The organism is Phormidesmis sp. 146-12 (assembly GCF_052939495.1).
On the sequence record NZ_JBJPHS010000009.1, the window covers coordinates 1 to 20,205 of the forward strand.

20 protein-coding genes are annotated in these 20,205 nt (G+C 48.8%); 5 read left to right on the forward strand and 15 right to left on the reverse strand.

What is annotated here, in order from left to right; translation table 11 throughout:
• Positions 1 to 140: 140 nt before the first annotated feature.
• Together ACKFKF_RS05905 and leuC are read right to left on the reverse strand one after the other, a co-directional pair.
• Complete coding sequence (locus tag ACKFKF_RS05905) at positions 141 to 425, reverse strand: aconitase family protein (protein ID WP_446866825.1); 285 nt, start codon at positions 423 to 425, stop codon at positions 141 to 143.
• 29 nt (positions 426 to 454) lie between these two features.
• Positions 455 to 1,858: a 3-isopropylmalate dehydratase large subunit gene (gene leuC, locus ACKFKF_RS05910; protein WP_446866826.1), complete on the reverse strand. Its 1,404-nt coding sequence runs from the start codon at positions 1,856 to 1,858 to the stop codon at positions 455 to 457.
• 190 nt (positions 1,859 to 2,048) lie between these two features.
• Here leuC and ACKFKF_RS05915 point away from each other — a divergent pair, with 190 nt between their 5' ends.
• Complete coding sequence (locus ACKFKF_RS05915) at positions 2,049 to 2,651, forward strand: hypothetical protein (RefSeq protein WP_446856336.1); 603 nt, start codon at positions 2,049 to 2,051, stop codon at positions 2,649 to 2,651.
• A gap of 632 nt (positions 2,652 to 3,283) precedes the next feature.
• Entirely contained in the window at positions 3,284 to 3,598 is a 315-nt protein-coding gene (locus ACKFKF_RS05920) for a hypothetical protein (RefSeq protein ID WP_446866827.1), read from the forward strand.
• A 24-nt stretch (positions 3,599 to 3,622) separates the two neighbouring features.
• Here ACKFKF_RS05920 and ACKFKF_RS05925 read toward each other — a convergent pair whose 3' ends face one another.
• From ACKFKF_RS05925 to ACKFKF_RS05945, 5 genes are all read right to left on the reverse strand, one after another.
• A complete protein-coding gene (locus ACKFKF_RS05925) occupies positions 3,623 to 4,312 on the reverse strand; it encodes a hypothetical protein (protein ID WP_446866828.1) in 690 nt (229 codons plus the stop codon).
• 349 nt (positions 4,313 to 4,661) lie between these two features.
• On the reverse strand, positions 4,662 to 5,213 hold the full coding sequence (locus ACKFKF_RS05930) for a hypothetical protein (protein ID WP_446866829.1): 552 nt from the start codon (positions 5,211 to 5,213) through the stop codon (positions 4,662 to 4,664).
• Positions 5,214 to 5,255: 42 nt separating this feature from the next.
• On the reverse strand, positions 5,256 to 6,020 hold the full coding sequence (locus tag ACKFKF_RS05935; protein ID WP_446866830.1) for a hypothetical protein: 765 nt from the start codon (positions 6,018 to 6,020) through the stop codon (positions 5,256 to 5,258).
• A gap of 414 nt (positions 6,021 to 6,434) precedes the next feature.
• The gene (locus ACKFKF_RS05940; protein WP_446866832.1) at positions 6,435 to 8,321 is read right to left on the reverse strand and encodes a hypothetical protein; all 1,887 of its coding nucleotides are present in this window, start codon (positions 8,319 to 8,321) and stop codon (positions 6,435 to 6,437) included.
• 2 nt (positions 8,322 to 8,323) lie between these two features.
• Positions 8,324 to 8,857, reverse strand: coding sequence for a helix-turn-helix transcriptional regulator (locus ACKFKF_RS05945; protein WP_446866833.1), 534 nt, complete (start codon positions 8,855 to 8,857; stop codon positions 8,324 to 8,326).
• A 157-nt stretch (positions 8,858 to 9,014) separates the two neighbouring features.
• On the opposite strand from ACKFKF_RS05945, the gene ACKFKF_RS05950 reads away from it, so the two are divergent.
• The gene (locus ACKFKF_RS05950) at positions 9,015 to 9,836 is read left to right on the forward strand and encodes a methylenetetrahydrofolate reductase (RefSeq protein ID WP_446866834.1); all 822 of its coding nucleotides are present in this window, start codon (positions 9,015 to 9,017) and stop codon (positions 9,834 to 9,836) included.
• Positions 9,837 to 9,994: 158 nt separating this feature from the next.
• On the forward strand, positions 9,995 to 10,951 hold the full coding sequence (locus tag ACKFKF_RS05955) for a hypothetical protein (RefSeq protein WP_446866835.1): 957 nt from the start codon (positions 9,995 to 9,997) through the stop codon (positions 10,949 to 10,951).
• A gap of 173 nt (positions 10,952 to 11,124) precedes the next feature.
• On the opposite strand, the gene ACKFKF_RS05960 is transcribed toward ACKFKF_RS05955, so the two are convergent.
• From ACKFKF_RS05960 to ACKFKF_RS05995, 8 genes are all read right to left on the reverse strand, one after another.
• Entirely contained in the window at positions 11,125 to 12,579 is a 1,455-nt protein-coding gene (locus ACKFKF_RS05960; protein WP_446866836.1) for a DASH family cryptochrome, read from the reverse strand.
• Positions 12,580 to 12,720: 141 nt separating this feature from the next.
• Entirely contained in the window at positions 12,721 to 13,023 is a 303-nt protein-coding gene (locus ACKFKF_RS05965; protein ID WP_446856326.1) for a YggT family protein, read from the reverse strand.
• A 100-nt stretch (positions 13,024 to 13,123) separates the two neighbouring features.
• Entirely contained in the window at positions 13,124 to 13,465 is a 342-nt protein-coding gene (locus tag ACKFKF_RS05970) for a hypothetical protein (RefSeq protein WP_446866837.1), read from the reverse strand.
• Positions 13,466 to 13,584: 119 nt separating this feature from the next.
• Positions 13,585 to 14,235: a uracil phosphoribosyltransferase gene (gene upp / locus ACKFKF_RS05975; RefSeq protein WP_446866838.1), complete on the reverse strand. Its 651-nt coding sequence runs from the start codon at positions 14,233 to 14,235 to the stop codon at positions 13,585 to 13,587.
• Between the two features lie 367 nt (positions 14,236 to 14,602).
• Complete coding sequence (locus tag ACKFKF_RS05980) at positions 14,603 to 15,595, reverse strand: alpha/beta fold hydrolase (protein ID WP_446866839.1); 993 nt, start codon at positions 15,593 to 15,595, stop codon at positions 14,603 to 14,605.
• Positions 15,596 to 15,664: 69 nt separating this feature from the next.
• Entirely contained in the window at positions 15,665 to 16,015 is a 351-nt protein-coding gene (locus ACKFKF_RS05985) for a DUF1815 family protein (protein ID WP_446856322.1), read from the reverse strand.
• Between the two features lie 371 nt (positions 16,016 to 16,386).
• A complete protein-coding gene (locus ACKFKF_RS05990; RefSeq protein ID WP_446856321.1) occupies positions 16,387 to 16,599 on the reverse strand; it encodes a DUF2839 domain-containing protein in 213 nt (70 codons plus the stop codon).
• Positions 16,600 to 16,785: 186 nt separating this feature from the next.
• Complete coding sequence (locus ACKFKF_RS05995) at positions 16,786 to 18,369, reverse strand: ATP-dependent DNA helicase (RefSeq protein ID WP_446866840.1); 1,584 nt, start codon at positions 18,367 to 18,369, stop codon at positions 16,786 to 16,788.
• A 166-nt stretch (positions 18,370 to 18,535) separates the two neighbouring features.
• Here ACKFKF_RS05995 and ACKFKF_RS06000 point away from each other — a divergent pair, with 166 nt between their 5' ends.
• On the forward strand, positions 18,536 to 19,966 hold the full coding sequence (locus tag ACKFKF_RS06000; RefSeq protein ID WP_446866842.1) for a DUF2079 domain-containing protein: 1,431 nt from the start codon (positions 18,536 to 18,538) through the stop codon (positions 19,964 to 19,966).
• Positions 19,967 to 20,205 lie beyond the last annotated feature (239 nt).

Consider the following 20,205-nt stretch of genomic DNA (forward strand, 5'->3'; position numbering starts at 1 on the left):
GGGGGGCAGAAGTGCTGAATAACGAAGCGAGAAAATTCCATCGAATTCACGTTAAAAAATGTTGGCAATGACAAGCACTTGGGGGATTTAGGGGGCTGGCCAGATTGGCAACCTTAGCGAGAGAACTAATCGAATTGACGCTAAATCAACTCGCGCACATCTGTCACCTGTCCCGTTACCGCCGCCGCCACCACCATCGCCGGACTCATCAACAACGTTCGCCCCGACGAAGACCCCTGACGACCTTTGAAATTTCGGTTAGATGACGATGCACTCAACTGACGACCCTCCAGCTTATCGGGATTCATCGCTAGACACATTGAGCAGCCTGCTTCTCGCCACTCAAACCCCGCTTCTAAAAAGATACTGTGCAGCCCTTCGGCTTCGGCTTGCTGTTTTACCCGCTCAGGGCGCCAGATTGGCAACCTTAGCGAGAGAACTAATCGAATTGACGCTAAATCAACTCGCGCACATCTGTCACCTGTCCCGTTACCGCCGCCGCCACCACCATCGCCGGACTCATCAACAACGTTCGCCCCGACGAAGACCCCTGACGACCTTTGAAATTTCGGTTAGATGACGATGCACTCAACTGACGACCCTCCAGCTTATCGGGATTCATCGCTAGACACATTGAGCAGCCTGCTTCTCGCCACTCAAACCCCGCTTCTAAAAAGATACTGTGCAGCCCCTCAGCTTCGGCTTGCTGTTTCACCCGCTCAGAACCAGGGACGATAAAGGCCTTCACACCGTTGGCGACGTGGCGACCTTTGGCAAATTTTGCCGCTTCTCGCAAATCAGTGATGCGACCATTGGTGCAGCTTCCAACAAAACAGACATCGACCTTGGTGCCCTGAAGCAGTTTGCCTGGTTGCAGATCCATATAGCGGTAGGCTTCTTCAGCGATCGCTCGCTCATCTTCCACAATGCTATCAGGCGCAGGAATCACTTCGTTAATCGCAATCCCTTGTCCCGGAGTAATACCCCAGGTCACAGTCGGAGCAATGTCAGCCGCATCGAAAACGATCACGTCATCGTAAACAGCATCGACATCACTGCGAATATTGTTCCACCACGCGATCGCTTTCTCCCAATCATCCCCTTGAGGCGCAAAATCACGACCCTGAAGATAATCGTAAGTCACCTGATCTGGATTCACATAGCCACATCGAGCGCCGCCTTCGATCGCCATGTTGCAAACGGTCATTCGCTCTTCCATGTTCATCTGCTCAAAGGTCGTGCCTGCAAATTCGTAAGCGTAGCCAACTCCACCCTTTACGCCCAACGTGCGAATCACATGCAGAATCACATCTTTGGCATAGACACCCGGTTTCAGCGCTCCATTCACCTCAATTTTGCGAACTTTGAGCTTTGCCAGCGCCAGCGTTTGAGACGCGAGAACATCCCTCACCTGACTGGTGCCAATCCCAAACGCGATCGCTCCAAAAGCCCCATGCGTTGAGGTGTGACTATCTCCACAGGCGATCGTCATTCCTGGTTGAGTCAGTCCTTGCTCTGGTGCGATTACATGCACAATTCCCTGACTGCCAGACCCCACGTTGTAGAAGCGAATTTTGTGTTCTTGACAGTTTTGTTCGAGCGCCTGAATCATCTCCTCAGCAAGAGAATCAGCAAACGGCCGCGCCTGATTTTCGGTCGGGACGATATGATCAACGGTCGCGATCGTCCGTTCTGGAAAAGCCACCCGCAAACCTCGTTCCCGCAGCATCGCAAACGCTTGGGGACTCGTGACTTCGTGAATTAGATGCAGCCCAATAAAAAGCTGAGTTTGTCCAGAAGGCAGAATCCCAACGGTGTGTGCATCCCAAACTTTGTCAAACAGCGTCCCTTTGCTCATGACGGTTTTGTAGTTCTGTATACGCTCGGTCTACAATTTTATCGCAAATACGCGAACCCATCCGCCAAGTCAAGCTTTCCTCACTCCTCCCTCTTCACTCCTTCCTCTTCACTCCTCCCTCCTCCCCTCTTTTTCTTCCCCCTTTTCGCAGTACACCTGTACAATGCGTGTGAGCAAAGGAGAAGGCACGATGCGATTAGGAAAAGTCGTTAAATCTAATTCACACTGCGATTATGTGGTGCAGGTGGATGACTCAATGGATTTTAGTGACGCGCCCAATGCAGACGATTATGGGTTTGGGACGTTTGTGAAATTGGAAACCGAAGATCGACACTGGGCGATCGGCATCGTCTACAACTCTCAATTGCTCAATCCGATGTTTATGAATACGGGCCCCAGACTTTCGAGTGAACCTGATCCGCTCTTCACGCCCGACTTGATCAATGAAACTCGCACATTGCTTTGGACGGTTTTAGTCGGCAGTTTGGAGCCTAACAATGGCAGTCCCTTTGGAATCCAGGGCATTCCTCGTGTCGTCGTCCCGGTCAATACGCCTGTTTCAACGATGACGCAAGAAGAGATTTATCACTTTCATCTCAATTTAGAGCGGCGATCGCAATTCTGCTATTACAGTCATTTGTTACGCTGTGGCGGTACGTTCTCAATGCAACTCACCTTTCAGGTTTTACAAGAACTCATTGACTTCAACCTCTTTAAAGGAGCCGAAGAGCGGGCGCTGATTGTTTTGTGTAAAGAATTGGCGTGGAAAAATACGATGGGAGCGATGAGGTAAACGTGAGGAGTGAGGAGGAATCAACCAATAAAAAACCCCGACCGAAGCCGAGGTGAATAATCAGGGTGCATCTACCATCCCTCTATTCCTAAAGAAGAGTCGCTATCCGGAGAGGTTGCTAACGCGATGTGCAACTTTCTGATCAACGTCTTTAAAGCTGCGGTGTACACACAAGTCATTAATTGTCTCCGTTTGAGCCGGCTTCTGCCCCCTAAATCCCCCACGAGTGAGGGACTTTGAAATCTTGAGAAGTCTCTCTGCCTTCTAGAAGCCTTTCTTTCTCAAAGTCCCCCAGAATGGGGGATTTAGGGGGCGAAGCCCCTCGCCAACCACAGATCGACCAACTTGTGTGTACACGGTAGCTTTTTAAAGGGGATTGAGAGGGGTCTCTGGGCTGTGCCTCCGACGGTGTGATCCCCCAAACCCCCTTGAAAAGGAGGCTAAGAAAAAGTTGCCCATCGCGTGTTGCTAAATAATCGATCGCGCTTCTCATCTCAAAAAATTCCAATAAAAAACCCCGACCGAAGCCGAGGTGAATAATCAGGGTGCATCTACCAACTCTCTATTCCCCAAAGCAGAGTCATCATCCGGAGAAACCTGAAAGAATTTCCTCACAGTCTGAGGTTAATGCAATGCAATATCCTGTCACACCCGATCGCCGCTATTTTGTGGTCAAAGGCAGACTGTGGCGCTGTTCTAATCCAGAGTTGGCGGAAGAGGAGCGATCGCGTCTAGTTCAAGAACTTATGAATGCACGTCGAGCCGTCAAACAGGCTTTACGTCAAGAAGATGAAGCTGCCCTCCAAACCGCAAGGCACGAAGTCAACACCGCCAAAATTGCTCTCGGTGAGCGAGGCGAGGTCTGGTGGACAGATGGCGCACCTGACTACAACCAAAAGCTGGTCAAAAACACCCCATATGCTGATTGGTATAGCCGCTTGTCATAGTCTATTCTCCTGTTTTAGATAGTCTCAATTGTCTATGCTGCTAAATTGAAGGACGGGCTGGTGATTGTTTGTCTGAATATCTGAGTGATCGTCTGTCTGAGGATGCGTTTCCAGATTATTGATTTGGATTTGCAAACTAGCGATCGCACGATGATGTTGTTCTACATATTTAGGAACTGCACTATATTTCGCCAATAACTTCTCTAAATGGCTAATGCGATCTTCTAAGGTGTTAACTTTCTGAGTCGCTTGTAGAAGCTGTTGGGTTAGAGAATCGATCTTTTGGGACATCTCTTGAGCACTAATAGAGCGATCGTCTGCCTCTACCTTTTGCCCTTCTTGAGACACCGATTCTACAGAGAAGGGTTGTGATTCCAGCGTTGATGAAGACCACTGATAAAGCTGCTCGATCAAGACAGTGACCTTTGATGTTAATTCCTCAACCGTCGTCAAGGAGTCATTGATAGGAGGGTCAACAACTTGCTCAGAAGTTTTTTGCTCAGAAGTTTTTTGCTCAGAAGTTTTTTGCTCAGACGCTCTGACTCGATCGTCCAGCATTCGCTTAATCAACCCAATCAACCCTTGTGCCCCCGCCATAATCGTTTCTTCAACAACGACGTGCAACACATTCATGAGATCTTGTTTTTTTTCGTCCGCGATCGGCTGAGAACTTTTCACTCTTCCTTGACCAAAAACTTTCAATAACCAGTTCATCACCTTTTCCTGGATAGTGTTTAATGCAGGTAGTGTTCAATTCGGGCAGAAGGCAGATATAACTGAAGACATAACTGAGACAGGGTTGAAATTCTCGACTCAGTTAAGGTGAGTTCGACGAAATTTTTCACTGCGGTTGTCCAGTTGAGAACGCCCCTAAATCTCCCATTAATGGTGGACTTTAAATCAGAACCATAGTCTGAAAGTCCCTCAGAATTGAGAGTTTAGGGGGGCAGAAGCTTGACAACGAAGCGAAGAAACTTCATCGAACTCACGATCAGTTACTGTGTTCTCTCTGGTTAATTTACTTTCGCAAATTACTTCGCTGTTGCAGTTTGATTGACCGGAATTAACTTGTAGAGAGTCTCACCATCAGAAACATTGCTAGTTGCACACTCGACACATCCACCGTTTGCTCTACAGCCTCTTGAACGCCGTTGGCACTTTCTTTAACTGTGTTAACTGCATTCACTGCCGTCTTCACAGTTTCGTTTACCCCCTCAGCCGTTCCTTTGACCGTACTAACCGTATTTTTCACAGTGCCGCTAACATTAGTTGCAACGCTGTTGACTGCATCATTGACATCTCTGGTCGTATCATTCAGGTTTTCGGCAACACTGTTAACCGCATTACCGACTCGTTGAACAGAATCACTCAAAGTTTCAGCCGTTGCTTTAGCTGTTCTTCCCAATCCTCGAATCGCTTGATTGATGCGCTCAGTCGTGTCCTGGTTGGTGAGTGCTGCTGCAAGACCCCCTAACGTTGCCCCGATCAATGCACCAAGCGCGATTTTAGTAAATCCATTTTGGTTAGATATCATCGGATTACTGCCTACCGAGGAGCGGCTAGAAGACTCGCCCTGATTGGCTTCTGTTGTTAAAAGCTGATTGCCATTGGTCACGATCGTTAACTCCTAAGTCATTATCTCTGTCCTCTGTATCCGTTATTCTTGACGGTCAATAGCTTCATAAAATTCCATCACTGGATCGCTGCTACCTTCATTCGTCGAGGTAGAAGATGTGTATGGCTGTGCTACAGGGTCATCTTGAAAGCTCAAGGGTTCGTCAGCATCCATTGCCATCGGTTTTGTATAGTCACCTCTCTCGATCACAGACTGTCCTGCGCTAGAAGATTGACTTGCGGCATGGTCGATCGTCTGACCGATGGTATCCCCTGTTTGCTGAATTGCATTGCTTGCCGTGGATGCCGTTTGTTGAATCCCTTGACTGACGGTTTCCCCGGTTTGTTTAATTGCTTTGCTAGTTCCAGATGCAACTTGTTGAACCCCACCCGCAAGGTTTTGAGCAGCTTCTGAGGTTCCTCCGACAACCGCATAGCCCACACCATCGCCAATACTCTTTGCGGCCTCGCCGACTCCTTTTGCAGTCATGCCCAACCCTTGTCCAATGGTTCCAAAAGCTCTGCCAACACCCTTAGATGCCCGATTAAAGCCTTCAGACACTTTCCGACCTGCCAAGAGTCCTACTGTCGCTCCAATCAATCCACCAACCAACGCTCTCGATAGTGCTGGATTAGAGCTAGATTTGTCTGATTTTACTTCTGGGCGATATTCACTAGAAGTCGGCATTTTCGCTTCTACACTGCCTGATGCAGGATATCTTTCTGTTTGGGTTGTAGACATGGAATGGGGTTGATTTTGAGCTTGATCTACACCCTGATTCACAAAAGATTGATTCTCGCTGTTCATGTTGGTTTTCCTGTAGTAAACGCTAGTGGATGACTGGCTCCAAAACCATCTATTGCAAAGGTAGCGAGTTTACTTTAGGACTTAACGCCTCTAAAGATAGACCTGATTAATTTCTTGTCTAATTAAATATTTAAGAGTGCAAACCCTCACTGGTAGAGTATTTTTACGTTCAGAGTTTAGTTGTCATTGACCAACTTTTATGTGTTGCTCCTATGTATTAATCTCTACATACTGTAGTTATGGATGTAGCTATGAATCTTGTCCCTTTGGGCTGGTAGATTTTGTCACGAAAACTCTTTGTTCTTTTCGCGATCGCAGAATCGATTTAGCTTTTGACAGGTTGCTCCACAGGCTGCAATTTCTGGGATTTAGGCACTTTTGCAGGTAGAAGTTATCATCAAAAACTGGTTAAGGTCACCCCGTATGTATCGTGAGAGGCTGCCCTGCTAAACGAGAAAAGGTAACCTCAAGCTTAATTTCACCCAGACTTGTATGCGCTTCACCAACAGTCCAGGCTGTAGAACTGTTGTAGTTAGGAGTTTGGGTATAGTCAGGGGATTGAGGAAGCTGCGATCGCCTCACCTCAAATTCTTGGCTCAGGGTTTGACGGCTGACTTCCAGAAGTGTCGCTTGATTGAGTAAGTTGGGTTGTAGAGAAAGCTTAATCGATCGGCTGTCTGGCTTAGATTCAGAAGCAGTTTTTTCCGTCGTTGCGTCGTCATAGCTTACTCCGCCAATCAAGCCAAATTTTTCACTCTTCTGAAAGACAACTGTGACGCTGGCCGAGTCATCTTTGCTGAGGTGAATCTCTATTTGTAAAGACACTTCCTGACCAGTTTCAGAATCTTTTAGCGCAAGCTGCACTGTCGATGCATCCAATTTTTCATCTCCCTGTGGGGCATTCTCTAGCGCAGGAGTCGGCACAGAAATTTCACCCTCTCTTTGCATCGGCGTACCAAACACAGTTGAAGGCGTGACAGAAACCTGACTTGGCGGAGGAGTCAGAAGCAAAGTGGAGGTCGGAGTCGAGGTCGGAATCGTCGGAGCGGAGGGAAGGGGAAGGTACTCGATCGAGAGTTCTAAATTTTGGGAGTGCGTCGGGTGAAGGGTTGGCTCCTCGACGGGGGCAATTTGCCATTCAGCGATCGGCTTTTTAGAATCAGGCAGCGGCTCAGATTGAGGGGCACGATTCGCCTGCACAACGGCTCTAACAGAATTGACCAACTCACTGCTAGGAACGAGAATCGGCTGAGGCTCAACAGAAGTCGGCTCAGGGCGAGGAGAGCGATCGACCAAAATCTGGCTGAACTCAAAGAAATTTTGTCTCGTAAACTCTTGAGCATTGGCGCTCAAAACAGTGACTATCATGCCTTGATCGAGTTGGTTGCGATCGAATCGAGCGTTTGCGGGCAAGGGCGGCTCAGTCAGGTCAAGCAAGTCTTGCTTAAAAGGAAGCAGCGAGGTAAGCCAGGAAGATTCAGAATTCTGTGCAGCGTGAATAGGCTTATCAGCCGCAGAGGTATAGCGAATCCAAACCAGGGCGGCGTTGGTTGAAAAGGCTTGCTCAAAGGTCAGCGATTGATTGGCCAAACCCACCTCAACCCGGACGGCAGCTTGATGACTGTTTGCAGAACGAAACGTTGTGTAGGCGGCAGCGCTTAAAACTTTTTCTTCTAGCGTGGTTTCTGTTTCGTCGCGGCTATAAACTGGCTGATAGGTTCCTTTTGTATAAGCCGTCTCTCCAGCGTTATCACTGCGATTTTGAGGAACCTCTTTTAACTTGTTTTGATCTGACTCTTCTGCATGATTGGCTGCATTCAAAAACTCTTCTCGGTAGCGATCGCTGATTTGTTTCCAAGCGGTCGGATTAAACGCATCAAATTGTTGAACTTCAAGAAGCAGCGCCCCTGGCAAGAAGACCATCAACTCATCAGACTCACAAAACCCCTGCCGACTGTCAGCAATAATTCCATCCAGCCCATACTCTCTCGCATAAGCAACTTCTACCGCATAATCATAGGGCGACTCAGAAGCGGCAGCAATCTCATCAATAATCGGGTCATGGGGCAGCACTTCTAAAACAGATCGAATCGAAGCAATCACCTCTTTGGCATTGGGGTGGCCCGACAGCGCACTGCACACTCGATCGAAGCAGCGAGGCGTAACAAAAGCTTGAATTCGCGCCGAACGAATTTGCTCCCATAAAGCGCTGGCAATTTTGATCTGATCTCGCGTGTGATTTTGCTCAGTCTTGAGAAACCCCAACAGCAAAAAATCAGCTTGAACAGAAACCTGAAGCATTGCTAGTAATTCTGTGGGTTGAACTCGATCGGGTCGTTGTTCTGCGTTTCGTTGGCGGCGGTCGATCGTGATTTGCCCGTTCCCAGCCGTTCTCGAATCTCGTCGAGCGACATGCCTTTGGGCTGCTGTACGTCTTGAAGCGAACTCCAATCAATCAGGTCTTTGAGATCACAATTGAGCGCTTGACACAGTTTAATCACCCTGACAATTTGTTCTGATCCAGCTTTGCCTTTTTCCCAATTTTGAATCGTGTTTTCGGTCACACCCAAATGCAGGGCCAGGGCACGCTGCGTCAGGTTGGCTCGATCGCGCAATCCGGCGATGTCGAGTGGAGCGTCTGACCAGTTTCGCCAGTCACAGTCAAGGGCGTGACACAGCTTGATCACTCTGACAATCTGCTCAAACCCGGCTTTGCCTTTTTCCCAGTTTTGAATGGTGTTTTCGGTTACGCCGAGATGAATGGCTAAGGCACGCTGCGTCAGGTTGGCCCGATCGCGCAACTCTGAGATTCTCGTTCGCTCCGTCTGTTTTGACATGAACATTTCCATCATGGACACTCACGATGACCCTACTATACTAAATATTTTTGGTAAAACTTCTTTGCTCAAACAGATTGACAACCAAATATATTTGGGGTTAAATAATTGGTCAAAGGGATTCTAACCTACCGTTGACAGTCTAGATAGAATGCAAATGTTTCCATTCTCCCCCTGCCCATCTTCAGACGTTTCTGATGACTTCTCTTTAGAGACGCTGCTGACGACCAATCGTTTCGTGTTTTCTGCTGAATTAATGCTGTTGCACCCCCATGCGGCCTCATTAATGAAAGCGGCAAATCGCGCTGCACAGCATGTCAACATTGTCCAAATGAGCGATCGCTTGCTTCCTCAACCCCGCCTATCTAGCTCGGTGGCGACTCAATATATTCAACAGTTGGGGCTAGACTCGATCGTCGAACTGAGCCTTCAGAAATCTGACTTATACGATCAGCTATTCTGGCTTGCCAACGCTCAGATTCGCAATGTTTTGGTGTCGGATGGGTTTCCTGATGATCACGGGAGCGATCGAGCCGTGAGGACGATTGCGGCGATCGCCCGATTTCGCTCAGAGGCAACCTTTTATGTTGGTGCGGTAGAAGTGCCTTGTCTGATGCCAGATATAGCCGAAAGCATGGCGCGATTGACGGCCAAAATTGACAGCGGAGCGCAGTTTATTCAGGTACGATCGCTGCTCAATCTAGAGGCAATGGAGCAATGGATGGCGGCAGTACGATCGCATCAACTGCACCAGCGCGCCCATTTCATCGTTTCAATTCTGCCATTTAACTCGCTAGAGCAACTTAGATTTCTACAATCTGGGCGAAATCATGCTTTCATCGGCATGGAATTTGGACAGCCCGAAAGTAACCTGCAACGTCTGCAAAACCTGATTGTCAACACTAGCGCGATCGAGGGTGTGCGCGGCATTCACCTGCGGCTAAACGATCTGGGCATGGGCTGGAATCGGCACAAATAAAGGTTACATAAATTGTTTGACAACGCTTCTCTAAGACTTACGGGCGTTTGTTAAGAATCTTGCTCTCTATGGTCTACAACGCTTTTAGAATTCCTGGGTTTATCTACGTCTTGATCAAAGGTTTGTTGGTAATGATTTCATTGAGGTGAATTTGACTTATGACACAGATACAGGTTTGTCTTAATCTAAAGGTTCGCATCTGCGTTGGAGCGATCGCAACGTTAGCATTCACAATGCTAGATTTTTCACCGCCTGGAATGACTTCTCAAGCAAGTTCGGTAGCGATGTCGCTTTCATCAATGTCTCATGTACTTCCACGTCAACAACGCCCTGTTTTGATGGCTCAATCACAATCGAGAAGCGTACCATCTGTGATTCGCGCTGCCATTCTCAAAGATGTTTCTCAACGGTTAGAAACGCCGATTCAACGTTTAGAAGTGGTGCAATCCACGCGATTCACTTTTGGCAATTGGTGTCAGTTTAATTTTAGTGAAATTTGCACCACAGAGTTTGACCCTGTTCCAGGATGGCAAGTGGTGGTGAAAGTGCGTGATCAAGACTGGACTTATCATGGGAGTCGATCGGGGTCTCTGCTCATTCTCGACCCCAAGATTGCAGTTAGGGCTGACCTGCCTGATACGATTCGCGATGCTGTTTTGAAGGATGCCGCCGCTTGGTCACAGACAAATCCTGCTAACCTCCAGGTAGTCGATACGCGCAAAACAACCTGGGGCAACGCTTGTGAATTTGGTTTTGGGCAAATCTGCCCAGCGATTTATCAGCCAGTGAGCGGCTGGGAAGTGACCCTACAAAACAGCCCGGCTCGTTGGACATATCGCGTTTCTGACGATGCAAAAACAGTAATCTTAGATCGTCGCGCCGCTTTACCGCCTGACGTGGTGCAAAGAATTATTCAAGATGTCGTGAGGCAAAATCCGGCGATCGCCCCAGAGTCACTGCGGTTTATTGTGGTGCGAAGGACTGCAACCCCGACTGCTCAAACAACCTGGCTCACCATAGTCTCTGATGGTCGGCGACAGTGGGGCTATCGGGCCACAGAGCAACAGGTTCGACCTGTCCCAGTTAAAACCGTGCTGCTGGCTGGCAAGTCCTAAAGATGCCCGGAATTTGATGAAGTTTTTTCGCTTCGATTGGGATCTAGAAACGCTCTCTAAATCCTTTGAGATTGGGGACTTTGAATCGATTTTGCTTCAAAGTCCCTCAGACTTGGGGAGGCAGAAGCACTTACCAACGACGCGAAAAAACTTCGTCGAACTGGCTATTGTTTCTAGACAACTGCCGCATTGTAAATCTTCTCATTAGCGGCGGCTGACTTAAACAGATCGACGATCGCATGAGGATAATCCACGCCCAACCTCATTCCAAATCGCTGCTGCTCTACAGGAAGTAGCTTCCAGGGTTCATGCACTTTTGCAGAGGGAACATTTGCTAACTCTGGCAGCCAATGTTTTACATAATCACCTTGCGGGTCATAGTCTTTTGCCTGCTTGGTGATGTTAAAAAAGCGAAATCCACGGGCATCATTTCCCACGCCTGCGGTGTAATTCCAATTGCCCCAATTGCTTGACACATCGTAATCAACCAGCAGCGACTCAAACCATTCGGCTCCCATTTGCCAGTTGATTCCCAAATTTTTGGTCAAGAAACTTGCCACATTTTGCCGTCCTCGATTAGACATAAAGCCCGTCGCCGCAATCTCTCGCATGTTGGCATCCACCAGCGGAAAGCCCGTTTTACCTGCGCGCCACAGATCAAATCGCGGCCAATCTTCCTTCCAGGGAATGGAAATGCCCCGCAGACCCGATCGCCGAAAAATCCGCGTCCCATGTTTGGCACAAATAAAGCGAAAGTAGTCTCTCCACAGCAATTCAAAGATCAGCCAGTAGGTTGAATCGTTCTTCACTCGCTGGCTTTCATACGCCTGCACCTGCCAATAGATTTCACGAGGCGACAAGCAGCCATGCGCCAACCACGCCGAAAACTTTGATGAATAGTCTCCGCCCAACATGCCGTTGCGAGTTTCTTTGTAAACCTTGAGGTGATCCTGCTGCCAAAAATAGTGATCTAATCGCGCCAGACCCGCCGTTTCGCCACCCCTAAAAGGAATCACGCCCCGCAGATCCGCAACCGGAGCCTCCAGGTCAAAATCAGCGATCGTCGGCACTTCTCCCACTGCGATCTCAGGCAGTGCTGGCAAACTCGTCGGCGACGGAAATGCTGAATAGATGGTGGAAGACTTCTCAACCTGTTTGCGAAAGCTAGTAAACAATTCCGGTAGGTTTGCCAGCTCAAAAGGTAAGTCATCTGGATGGTAAAGCGTATGTCCCCAAAAAGAAGTTGTGGAAATTTTATCTGCCTTGAGCGCTGTTTCCAACGCTTTTTCAACCGCCACCTCTTCTGAAGTCGTTTCGCGATAGAAATAAATCGCCGTCACGCCCAGTTCTCTAACTAAGTTAGGAATCACGACTTCGGGCAAGCCTTTTCTTAAAATCAAATCGCTGCCGATCGCCCTCAGTCCCCGTCGTAAATCAGCGACGCTTTCTAGCAAAAACTGCGTCCGAAATGCCCCCGTTTTAGGAAATCCATAGGACGTAGTGCCAAACTGTCGCTCATCAAAACAATAAAGCGGAATCACCTGCGCTCCGATTTGAAGTGCTTTATACAAAGGCTCGTGATCGTGCAGTCGCAGATCATTGCGATACCAAACTAAAATTTTCTCCACCGTAAAACCGACCCTATCGTTTGCTCGCTTCCTCCCGATCGTAACGTTTCTTCAAGAAGATGTTCCCAAAAAAATAGAGGACGATCACAACGATCGCCCTCCACTTCGATAAAAATTAACCCCCACCAACGTCTTACGCAGTTAGCCAATTAGCGAAGTTTGTAGGGCTGCAACCGATTGAGCAACTAGCGGCAACACCGTAGATTGAACGACCTGTAGCGCCAAGATCGCCAAAATTGCAGAAATATCTAGCCCACCCAGCGGGGGAATAATTCGACGAAAAATATTTAAATAAGGGTCAGTCAGTTGCGCCAAAATCGAGAACGGAGGATTGTAAAAGTCAACCTGGGGAAACCACGTCAACAAAATCCGAATGAACAACAGCACCAAATAGATGCTGACAAATCGGCTAATCGTAATGATCAGTAGCTCTAGAGGGTTCATAGACTGACAGTTTCCTTTTGAGGTCTAGGGGTTTTCAGATTTGCTGATAGTTTAAGCGATCGCAGGCAATTTGTGACTACTCTCACGTAGCATTCTAGCGCTATGGCTCATCAGTCAGCGACCCTTCGCGATTGACCTCGATCGCCTGCCCATTAACATTACTCAACTGCTGCCGCACATCGTCGATCGCGTCATTCAATTGAGCAATTTTATCTTCGAGACTGCGCCGTGCCAGCTCAATATTCTGCTCAGCCGAGCCGCGCAGAGGGCGTTTTTTCCCTTTAGCCTTTATCTCTGGAGCATCTGCCTTCTTCAAAAGAGTCTCTTCTAAGGTTTCTTCTAGCCGCCGAGAAGTTAGCAGTGCGCCCAAAACGCCACCGACAACGCCACCGACGATCGCGCCCAACAAAAACCCACCCGAAAAATTATCTTGTTGACTCATCACTCACCAGGATTGGTCTTTTTTTGAGATGTTCAAGTCCCTTAAGCTTAAAGGAAAAAGGAGCCAAGGAAAAAGGAATCGCAAAAAATCACCTTCGTACAAGTTCTGACTCTCTGCGATCAGGTGCCAAACGAGCGATCGCCCGCATCGCCCAACCCTGGAACGATAAAGCCGCGTTCATTCAGCCCTTCATCGATCGCGGCAGTGTAGATATTGAGACTGGGGTAAGCCACGCTGAGTTTTTGCAAAGCAGGAGGAGCGGCCACCACTGCGACAATGCGAACTAGGGCAGGATTTACGCCTCGACTTGTCAGTTCTTCCATTGCGGCGATCGTCGTGCCCCCGGTAGCCAACATGGGATCGGTAATCAAAACGTGAGTTTGGGGATCAAACTGGGCGGGGAGCTTGTTGAGATAGCAGCTTGCTTCTAGAGTCTCCTCATTTCGCACCAGTCCCAGATGATAGATCGATGCCAACGGCAGGAGCTTCTGTGCGCCTTCTAACAGAGCCAGACCTGCTCTGAGAATGGGCACCACGACGATCGGAACTTCGGGATTGATAAAAGTAGCGGGACAGGGAGAAAGCGGGGTGTCGATCGTCGTCTCGATCGTCGGCATCCATTCTCGAATTGCTTCGTAAGTCAGCCATCTGCCCAGCTCGGTCATGGCGCTGCGAAACAGGGCAGACGGCGTTCCAGAGTCGCGGGCTACGCCCAACCAGTGTTTGATGAGGGGATGGGGAGGAACGTAGACGCGCAGTTGAAGTGTCATAAGGGAACGGGGGGTACTTCACAAGTCTGAAACATCATACTCTCTTCGTGCCGTTGTTTCAGGCAATTCTCCTAATATTTATGTAGAAACCCCAGTCAGTATTGTCAAGTTTTGCGCTTTTTGAAAAGAAAAATCTGAGAAACTTGTTGCTAAAGGTTCTCATTAGTGTTGACAAGATTTCTCAACAAGCTTATAGTTCCTTTAGTGTTCTCCTCTCTAGAGGATCGGCAGAGGGCGTAGGAAGTGATAAATTTCTTGCGTCCTATTTTTTTGGCGCGATCGTATTCGGCAAATCAAGGGCTTATGTGAACATGGCGATCGCATATTTTTCTACCGTAGGTTCAGAGCTTGGAGGACATAAGAGCCATCAGGCAATGGCCACTTCTCGCAAAAAGGACAGCAGTTCTCGATTCACCGTTTCGGGCGCTTCTTGTTGAATCCAATGGCCACAGTGAGGCAGCAGTTTGATTTTGCAGGGAGCCGCCACAAAGCGATCGAGTCCTTCTGCTAACTTGTGGCTCAAAAGAGAATCTTCTTCACCCCACAACACGAGAGTCGGGGCAGAGATCGGAGTGGGCGATCGCCAAAAATCTTGCACCCAATGCAGCGAAGTAAACAAGTGACGGTAATAGTTGATCGCCGCAGAAAGGGCACCGGGCTTATTTAACGCCGCCTTGTACTTCTGAGCATTTTCCTCAGTGAAGGCTCCTTTACGGATCGCCTGCTCCTGAAACATATTTTTGACGAAATTGTTCAAGTTTTGTTGAATTAACCACTCTGGCAGCCCTGGCACTTGAAACGCCAGCAAATACCAACTGCGACGAAATTGATCCAAATTACTGAGCATCTCGCGCACAAACCTTTGAGGATGAGGCGCACTAAGCAAGGCTAGTCGATCGAGCGACTGAGGAAATTTTTGAGCCAGATTCCAGGCGATGACACCGCCGTAGTCATGACCCACAATGTGAGCGCGATCGTAGCCTAAGTTTTCAATCAGACTGCGAACGTCGGTGCTTAACGTATCGAGATCATAGCCGCCTGCGGGCTTTTCAGAATCGTTGTAGCCTCGCAAATCGGGCACGACAACCTTAAAGTGACGAGCCAACGCCGGGATCTGATAGCGCCAAGAATACCAAAACTCAGGAAACCCATGCAGCAACAGCACGAGATCGCCTTCTCCCTGAGTCACATAGTGTAGACGAATGCGATTGGCTTCAATGAAGTGATGTTGCCACTCAGAATCGGGAACGGTCATAAGTATTAAGAGAGCAGCCGTCAGTCGCGCCAGTTGCGCCTTGAGGGGTATGGGCTGCTTAAATCTGTAAACCCCGCTATCCAGATTATCACCAGAAGTTAGCATTCTGGACGAGGGGAAAACAGGGATGTGATAAATAGAGCACTCTAGCGAAAGCTTTGCTGACGCGATCGTCTAGTGGTAGCTTTCGGCAGGGAGCGTTGGACGATACTCAGAAGGCTTGACTTGGTATTTGACCAGGTTAGCGAGTTCTTGAAGTTGACTAATGGCTTCGGCCCCTTCGAGCTTCATGAGTTCTCGATCGTCGCGCATCTCAGTCCAGGTGATGCCATAATCAGACACCAAAAACCGAATCAGGTGATTGTTGCCCAGGCTGACCATAAAGGAAGCGCTATTCATCTGACCGCCACAGGTGTAGCACGAAGCCAGATACCCTCGGTTTTCCAGGACGGTGGCCAATGCCTGAAGATTCATCACGAGGTCTTGTACAAACTGTCTATGTTGCTCTGCAAGTCTTAGAAACACGATCGCCCTCCATTCACCACACCAATTCTAAACCTTTTCTTAAGATTTTAACGTTCCGTCCTCTGGTAACGTGGTGCCCTCTTTATAAATAAAATTCGAGGGATGTTAAAAAGGACACTGTAGTCCAGCTTGACTATCCTAGCCAAAGGATCACTGAAACAAAGTATCGACCACAACAAGTTTGGCAAATCTGAAGATTCTTCACTTTCTTATAAGAATTCTTTTAAGAAAGTCAATAAACTGATTGACGCAATCAAGGTTTCAAAGTTCCTCAAGCTGATAAAAGAAGTTAAAAAAGCCGTAGGGACACGACTTAAACCGCATCCCCACTCAAAGCTTCAATCGATTGACCGAGATTCCGGATAGGCGCTCTAATTGACCTGCCACCAGCCAAACAATGGCCCAACAAAGCGAATCGTAATCCACGCGACCACAAGCAACCCAATGCCAACCCATGCGCCCGTAGAACTCCAGTTTACAAACTGTTGAGCTTGCGTTTTGGTGAAAGGCACCCAGGGAGCAATTTTTGGCTCTTTGCCATAGTTTTCTCCCAACGTTTCTTTACGGCGTTTTGCGTCTCCCATTTTCTTAAATTAGATAGGGTTTGTACTGATAATAGCGCCCTGTTTGCGGAGTTTTGATGCTGGAATGTTGAGTTTTGCGTTGAGACGGGCTTGGGAAGTTGTTGGCAACCCGCTCCGATGCTGAAACCTTTTTGTAACTTCTCTTTAAAGAAATTCAAAGTTCTTAAGTTTTGTGGAAGGCACTGCCTAAAATTCTTCTTGCCAATCCTCTGGCGACTGGATAAACAAGCTGGGATCAAGATAGTTGATCCGGGCGAGGGGGCTGAGGGCAGATAGGACTTGACTGCCATAGCTGCGATGAATCACGCGACTATCTAATAGAGCGACAACGCCTTGACAATCTCGGACTGGAGCGATCGCTCGCTGCAATTCACTCAAGGCTTCGGGTAGCAAATAGAGGCGAAACCAATCTTGACGCAGTTGTTTGTAGTAGGCAACGCGCCCAGCTACCAGGGGATGTTCGAGAGAAGGGATGGGCAGCGTGGCGATCGCCAATAAGTAGGGAGCCGGAAACACGCTCTGATGCTGTCGCCAAAACTCCCAACCTGTGACCAAAATGCCGTTTTCATCTAGACAGGTGCGCTCAACCTGGACTCTAGACCCAAATTCTGAGGCCAAAATTGAGCCAACCTGTGCTTTGAGCGGCGTGTCTCCGACCAAAATAACCGTGAGTCCCTGAGCGGCGGTGCTGGCACTGAGGAGCGATCGCAACTCCCTCAACAAAGCACTCTGAAACTGAGGCGTGTTGGGCATAGGAATGCCTTCGGGCTGGTAAAGCTGAATCAGGTCGTCCTGGCGATCGAGGGCAAACTTCAGACAGGTGAGGTCGTCCTCTAAGCCCATTCGTTGACGATAGCTGGTCGCGTCTGCATCCAAATCCAATGCGCCTCCGATTAGTACGGTTGGCTGTTGTGACCAGACTCCTTTAAGCGCTGAAGCAATCTCCGTAGGCGTGCAGTGCAGAGAAAATTGTCCTAGAGACCGCACGATCGTTGCCCAGATTAGCTGATCGTCGGTTTGAGTTTGTTCAAAAAACCGATTCCAGGCGGGTGGGGCGCTGGCTGACTGATGCAGCGTTGTGTGCAGAACATCCAGAATTTCGCGATCGGGTTCCTCGATCAGATAGCATTCATAAGGATTAGCGGGGTGGTGAAAAATTGCTTTAGTCAACTGCACCCGTGCATCTCGGATGGCTTCGATCTGGTCAGGGCAGGCCAACATCAAAGCATCCCAATCAGCAGAATTGAGACAAGTCGTGAGCTGCTGGCGCGTCCACAGTTCTAAATCATCGACCCCATCCAAAATGGTCGGAATGCCAGGGGGAAATCTGCCCTCATGATTGAGGCGATCGCTAATCCAGGCTTCTGGAGTGGTCAAAAGAATGCCTGCAAAGTCTGAAATCCAGCGATCGCCTGTTTGGATTGGTTTCGGCGTATCGATCCACTGTTTCAAACGCGGAATCTCGACCCTCAACAATCGCTGCTGTACCGCTTCGGGAGCAACAACCACAACTGACCCTGGCCACATCAAAATCGGCACCAGATAGCTCAAACGATAGCGCCCATGATACCCAGAAGGTGCCCCGGTTTGAATCAGCGCACTGCGATCGATCCGTAGGGCCCGCGCCACTAATCGAGCCATCGTCAAATGGTGCGACCAATAGGGTTCGCCTTGCTCTCGCAAAAAAGCGCGTAGTTGCTGATGGACTTCTACCTCAATCACAGGCTTGGACTCTCGGCGTACTAATTGACCATTCTGACACAGAGACAAAAAACCCTGCGGACTTTAATTTGACCATAGCAGCCAGGATAAAACGAGGGATTGAGAACAGCACGAGACTTGGAGGAATCGCACGTTTTGCCAACGAACCCACGATCGCCAAAATCCGTCATAGCCTTTCAGGTAAATTGATGAAGGTCACTGAGCGTCTTTCCCCATGCAGATTCAACAAGTCTGGCAAAAATATCTAAATCGGCTGGATCTGGACGCGATCGCCCCCCGCCCGATCGTCGCCATCATTGTGCTCAATAGCCTGATTTTCTTTGGATGCAGTAGTGTGCGTCATCTGCTGTTTCAATCGACTGCGCTGGATTTAGGCTATTTTGATCAAGCTGTTTATCTGATCAGCCAGGGGATCACGCCGATCGTCTCCTTTTGGGGCTATCACTTTATGGGCGGTCATGCCGATTGGATTCTCTATCTAGTCGCAGGATTCTACAAAATTTACCCCAGTGTGTACTGGCTGTTTGCGATTCAGGCGATTTCTCTGAGCATGGGGGCGCTACCCGTGTGGCATCTGGCGCGACAAGCGAGGCTAACTCGCTCTCAAGCACAGACGATCGCGCTGACTTATCTGCTCTATCCCTTGCTGTTTAACCTTAACCTGTTTGACTTTCACCCCGAAGTGATAGCGCTGCCGTTGATATTAACCTCCGTTTGGGCAGCCAGGAGCGATCGAGTGGGCTGGTTTACGGTCTGCATCATTTTAAGTCTCGGCTGTCGAGATGCCTTGTCACTAACCGTTGCAGCGATGGGCTTTTGGCTACTTGTCTTTGAGAAGAAACGCAAATGTGGCGCGATCGCCCTGCTGCTAGGCTCCGTTTGGTTCGTTTTGGTGACTCAGGTGGTGATTCCTTCCTTTCGTCCAGGGGGCGTTGAATCTGTAGCGCGATATGGCTACCTGGGAGCGTCTCTACCAGAAGTGATCCAGAATTTGTTTCTCAAGCCCTGGTTGATTTTGGGCAAGATTTTCTCGATCGACACGCTGTTCTATTTATTTTTGCTACTGATCCCGATCGCTTGGGGGCTGTCACTTCGCCATCTTGCGCCTCTGGTTGCAGCTTTGCCTACCTTAATTATCAACATTTTGTCAGAGTTAGAACTTCAGCGCGATTTACTGCATCAATACTCACTGCCAGTGCTGCCGTTTTTGATGCTGGCTGTGATCTCGGCAATCGCCGCCAACAAGTCCTGGATCAAACCTCTACGGGCGATCGTTCTCTGGTCACTGGTCGCTTTTTTGGCCTTGGCGAAGTACGGGTTTTTTGCCGGAAAGTACCTCGATCGGCTCGATACCTGGCAGGCTACTAGAGCCGCGATCGCACAAGTCACGACCAAAGGGGCTGTTTTGACCACAAGCTACATCGCTCCTCACCTGACCCATCGCCCTTTGTTGGAGTACACCAAACTGATTGCTCCGCCTGCTCAGGTAGATTCCTTTGACTATGTGTTGCTCAACTTGCAGCATCCCGGATGGGCGAGCAGTTTAGAACTGGCAAATCAAGTCTTACAGTTGACTCAAAGTAATTCACAATTTCGGCTGAAATACCAGCGCGATCGCGTCTACTTATTTGAGAGAAAGCGCTGACGATTCGTAGATCAACCCGCCTCAAAGCTGCGAAGTTCTGTTCAAATCGACGGTTCCCCACCACCCTGAAAATTTCTCAAGAATTTAAGAAACTTTGCCCTTCTTGAGTCCCGTGTGAAGCTTTCGCGAAGAAACATTCTGTTACGGTTGTCAAGCCTCCTGCGTCTAGTGTTTTATGCAACAGTAGTGAAGCGAAATCACCCACATGGGTGAATTGACAATCCCCTCCTTAGTCAGCC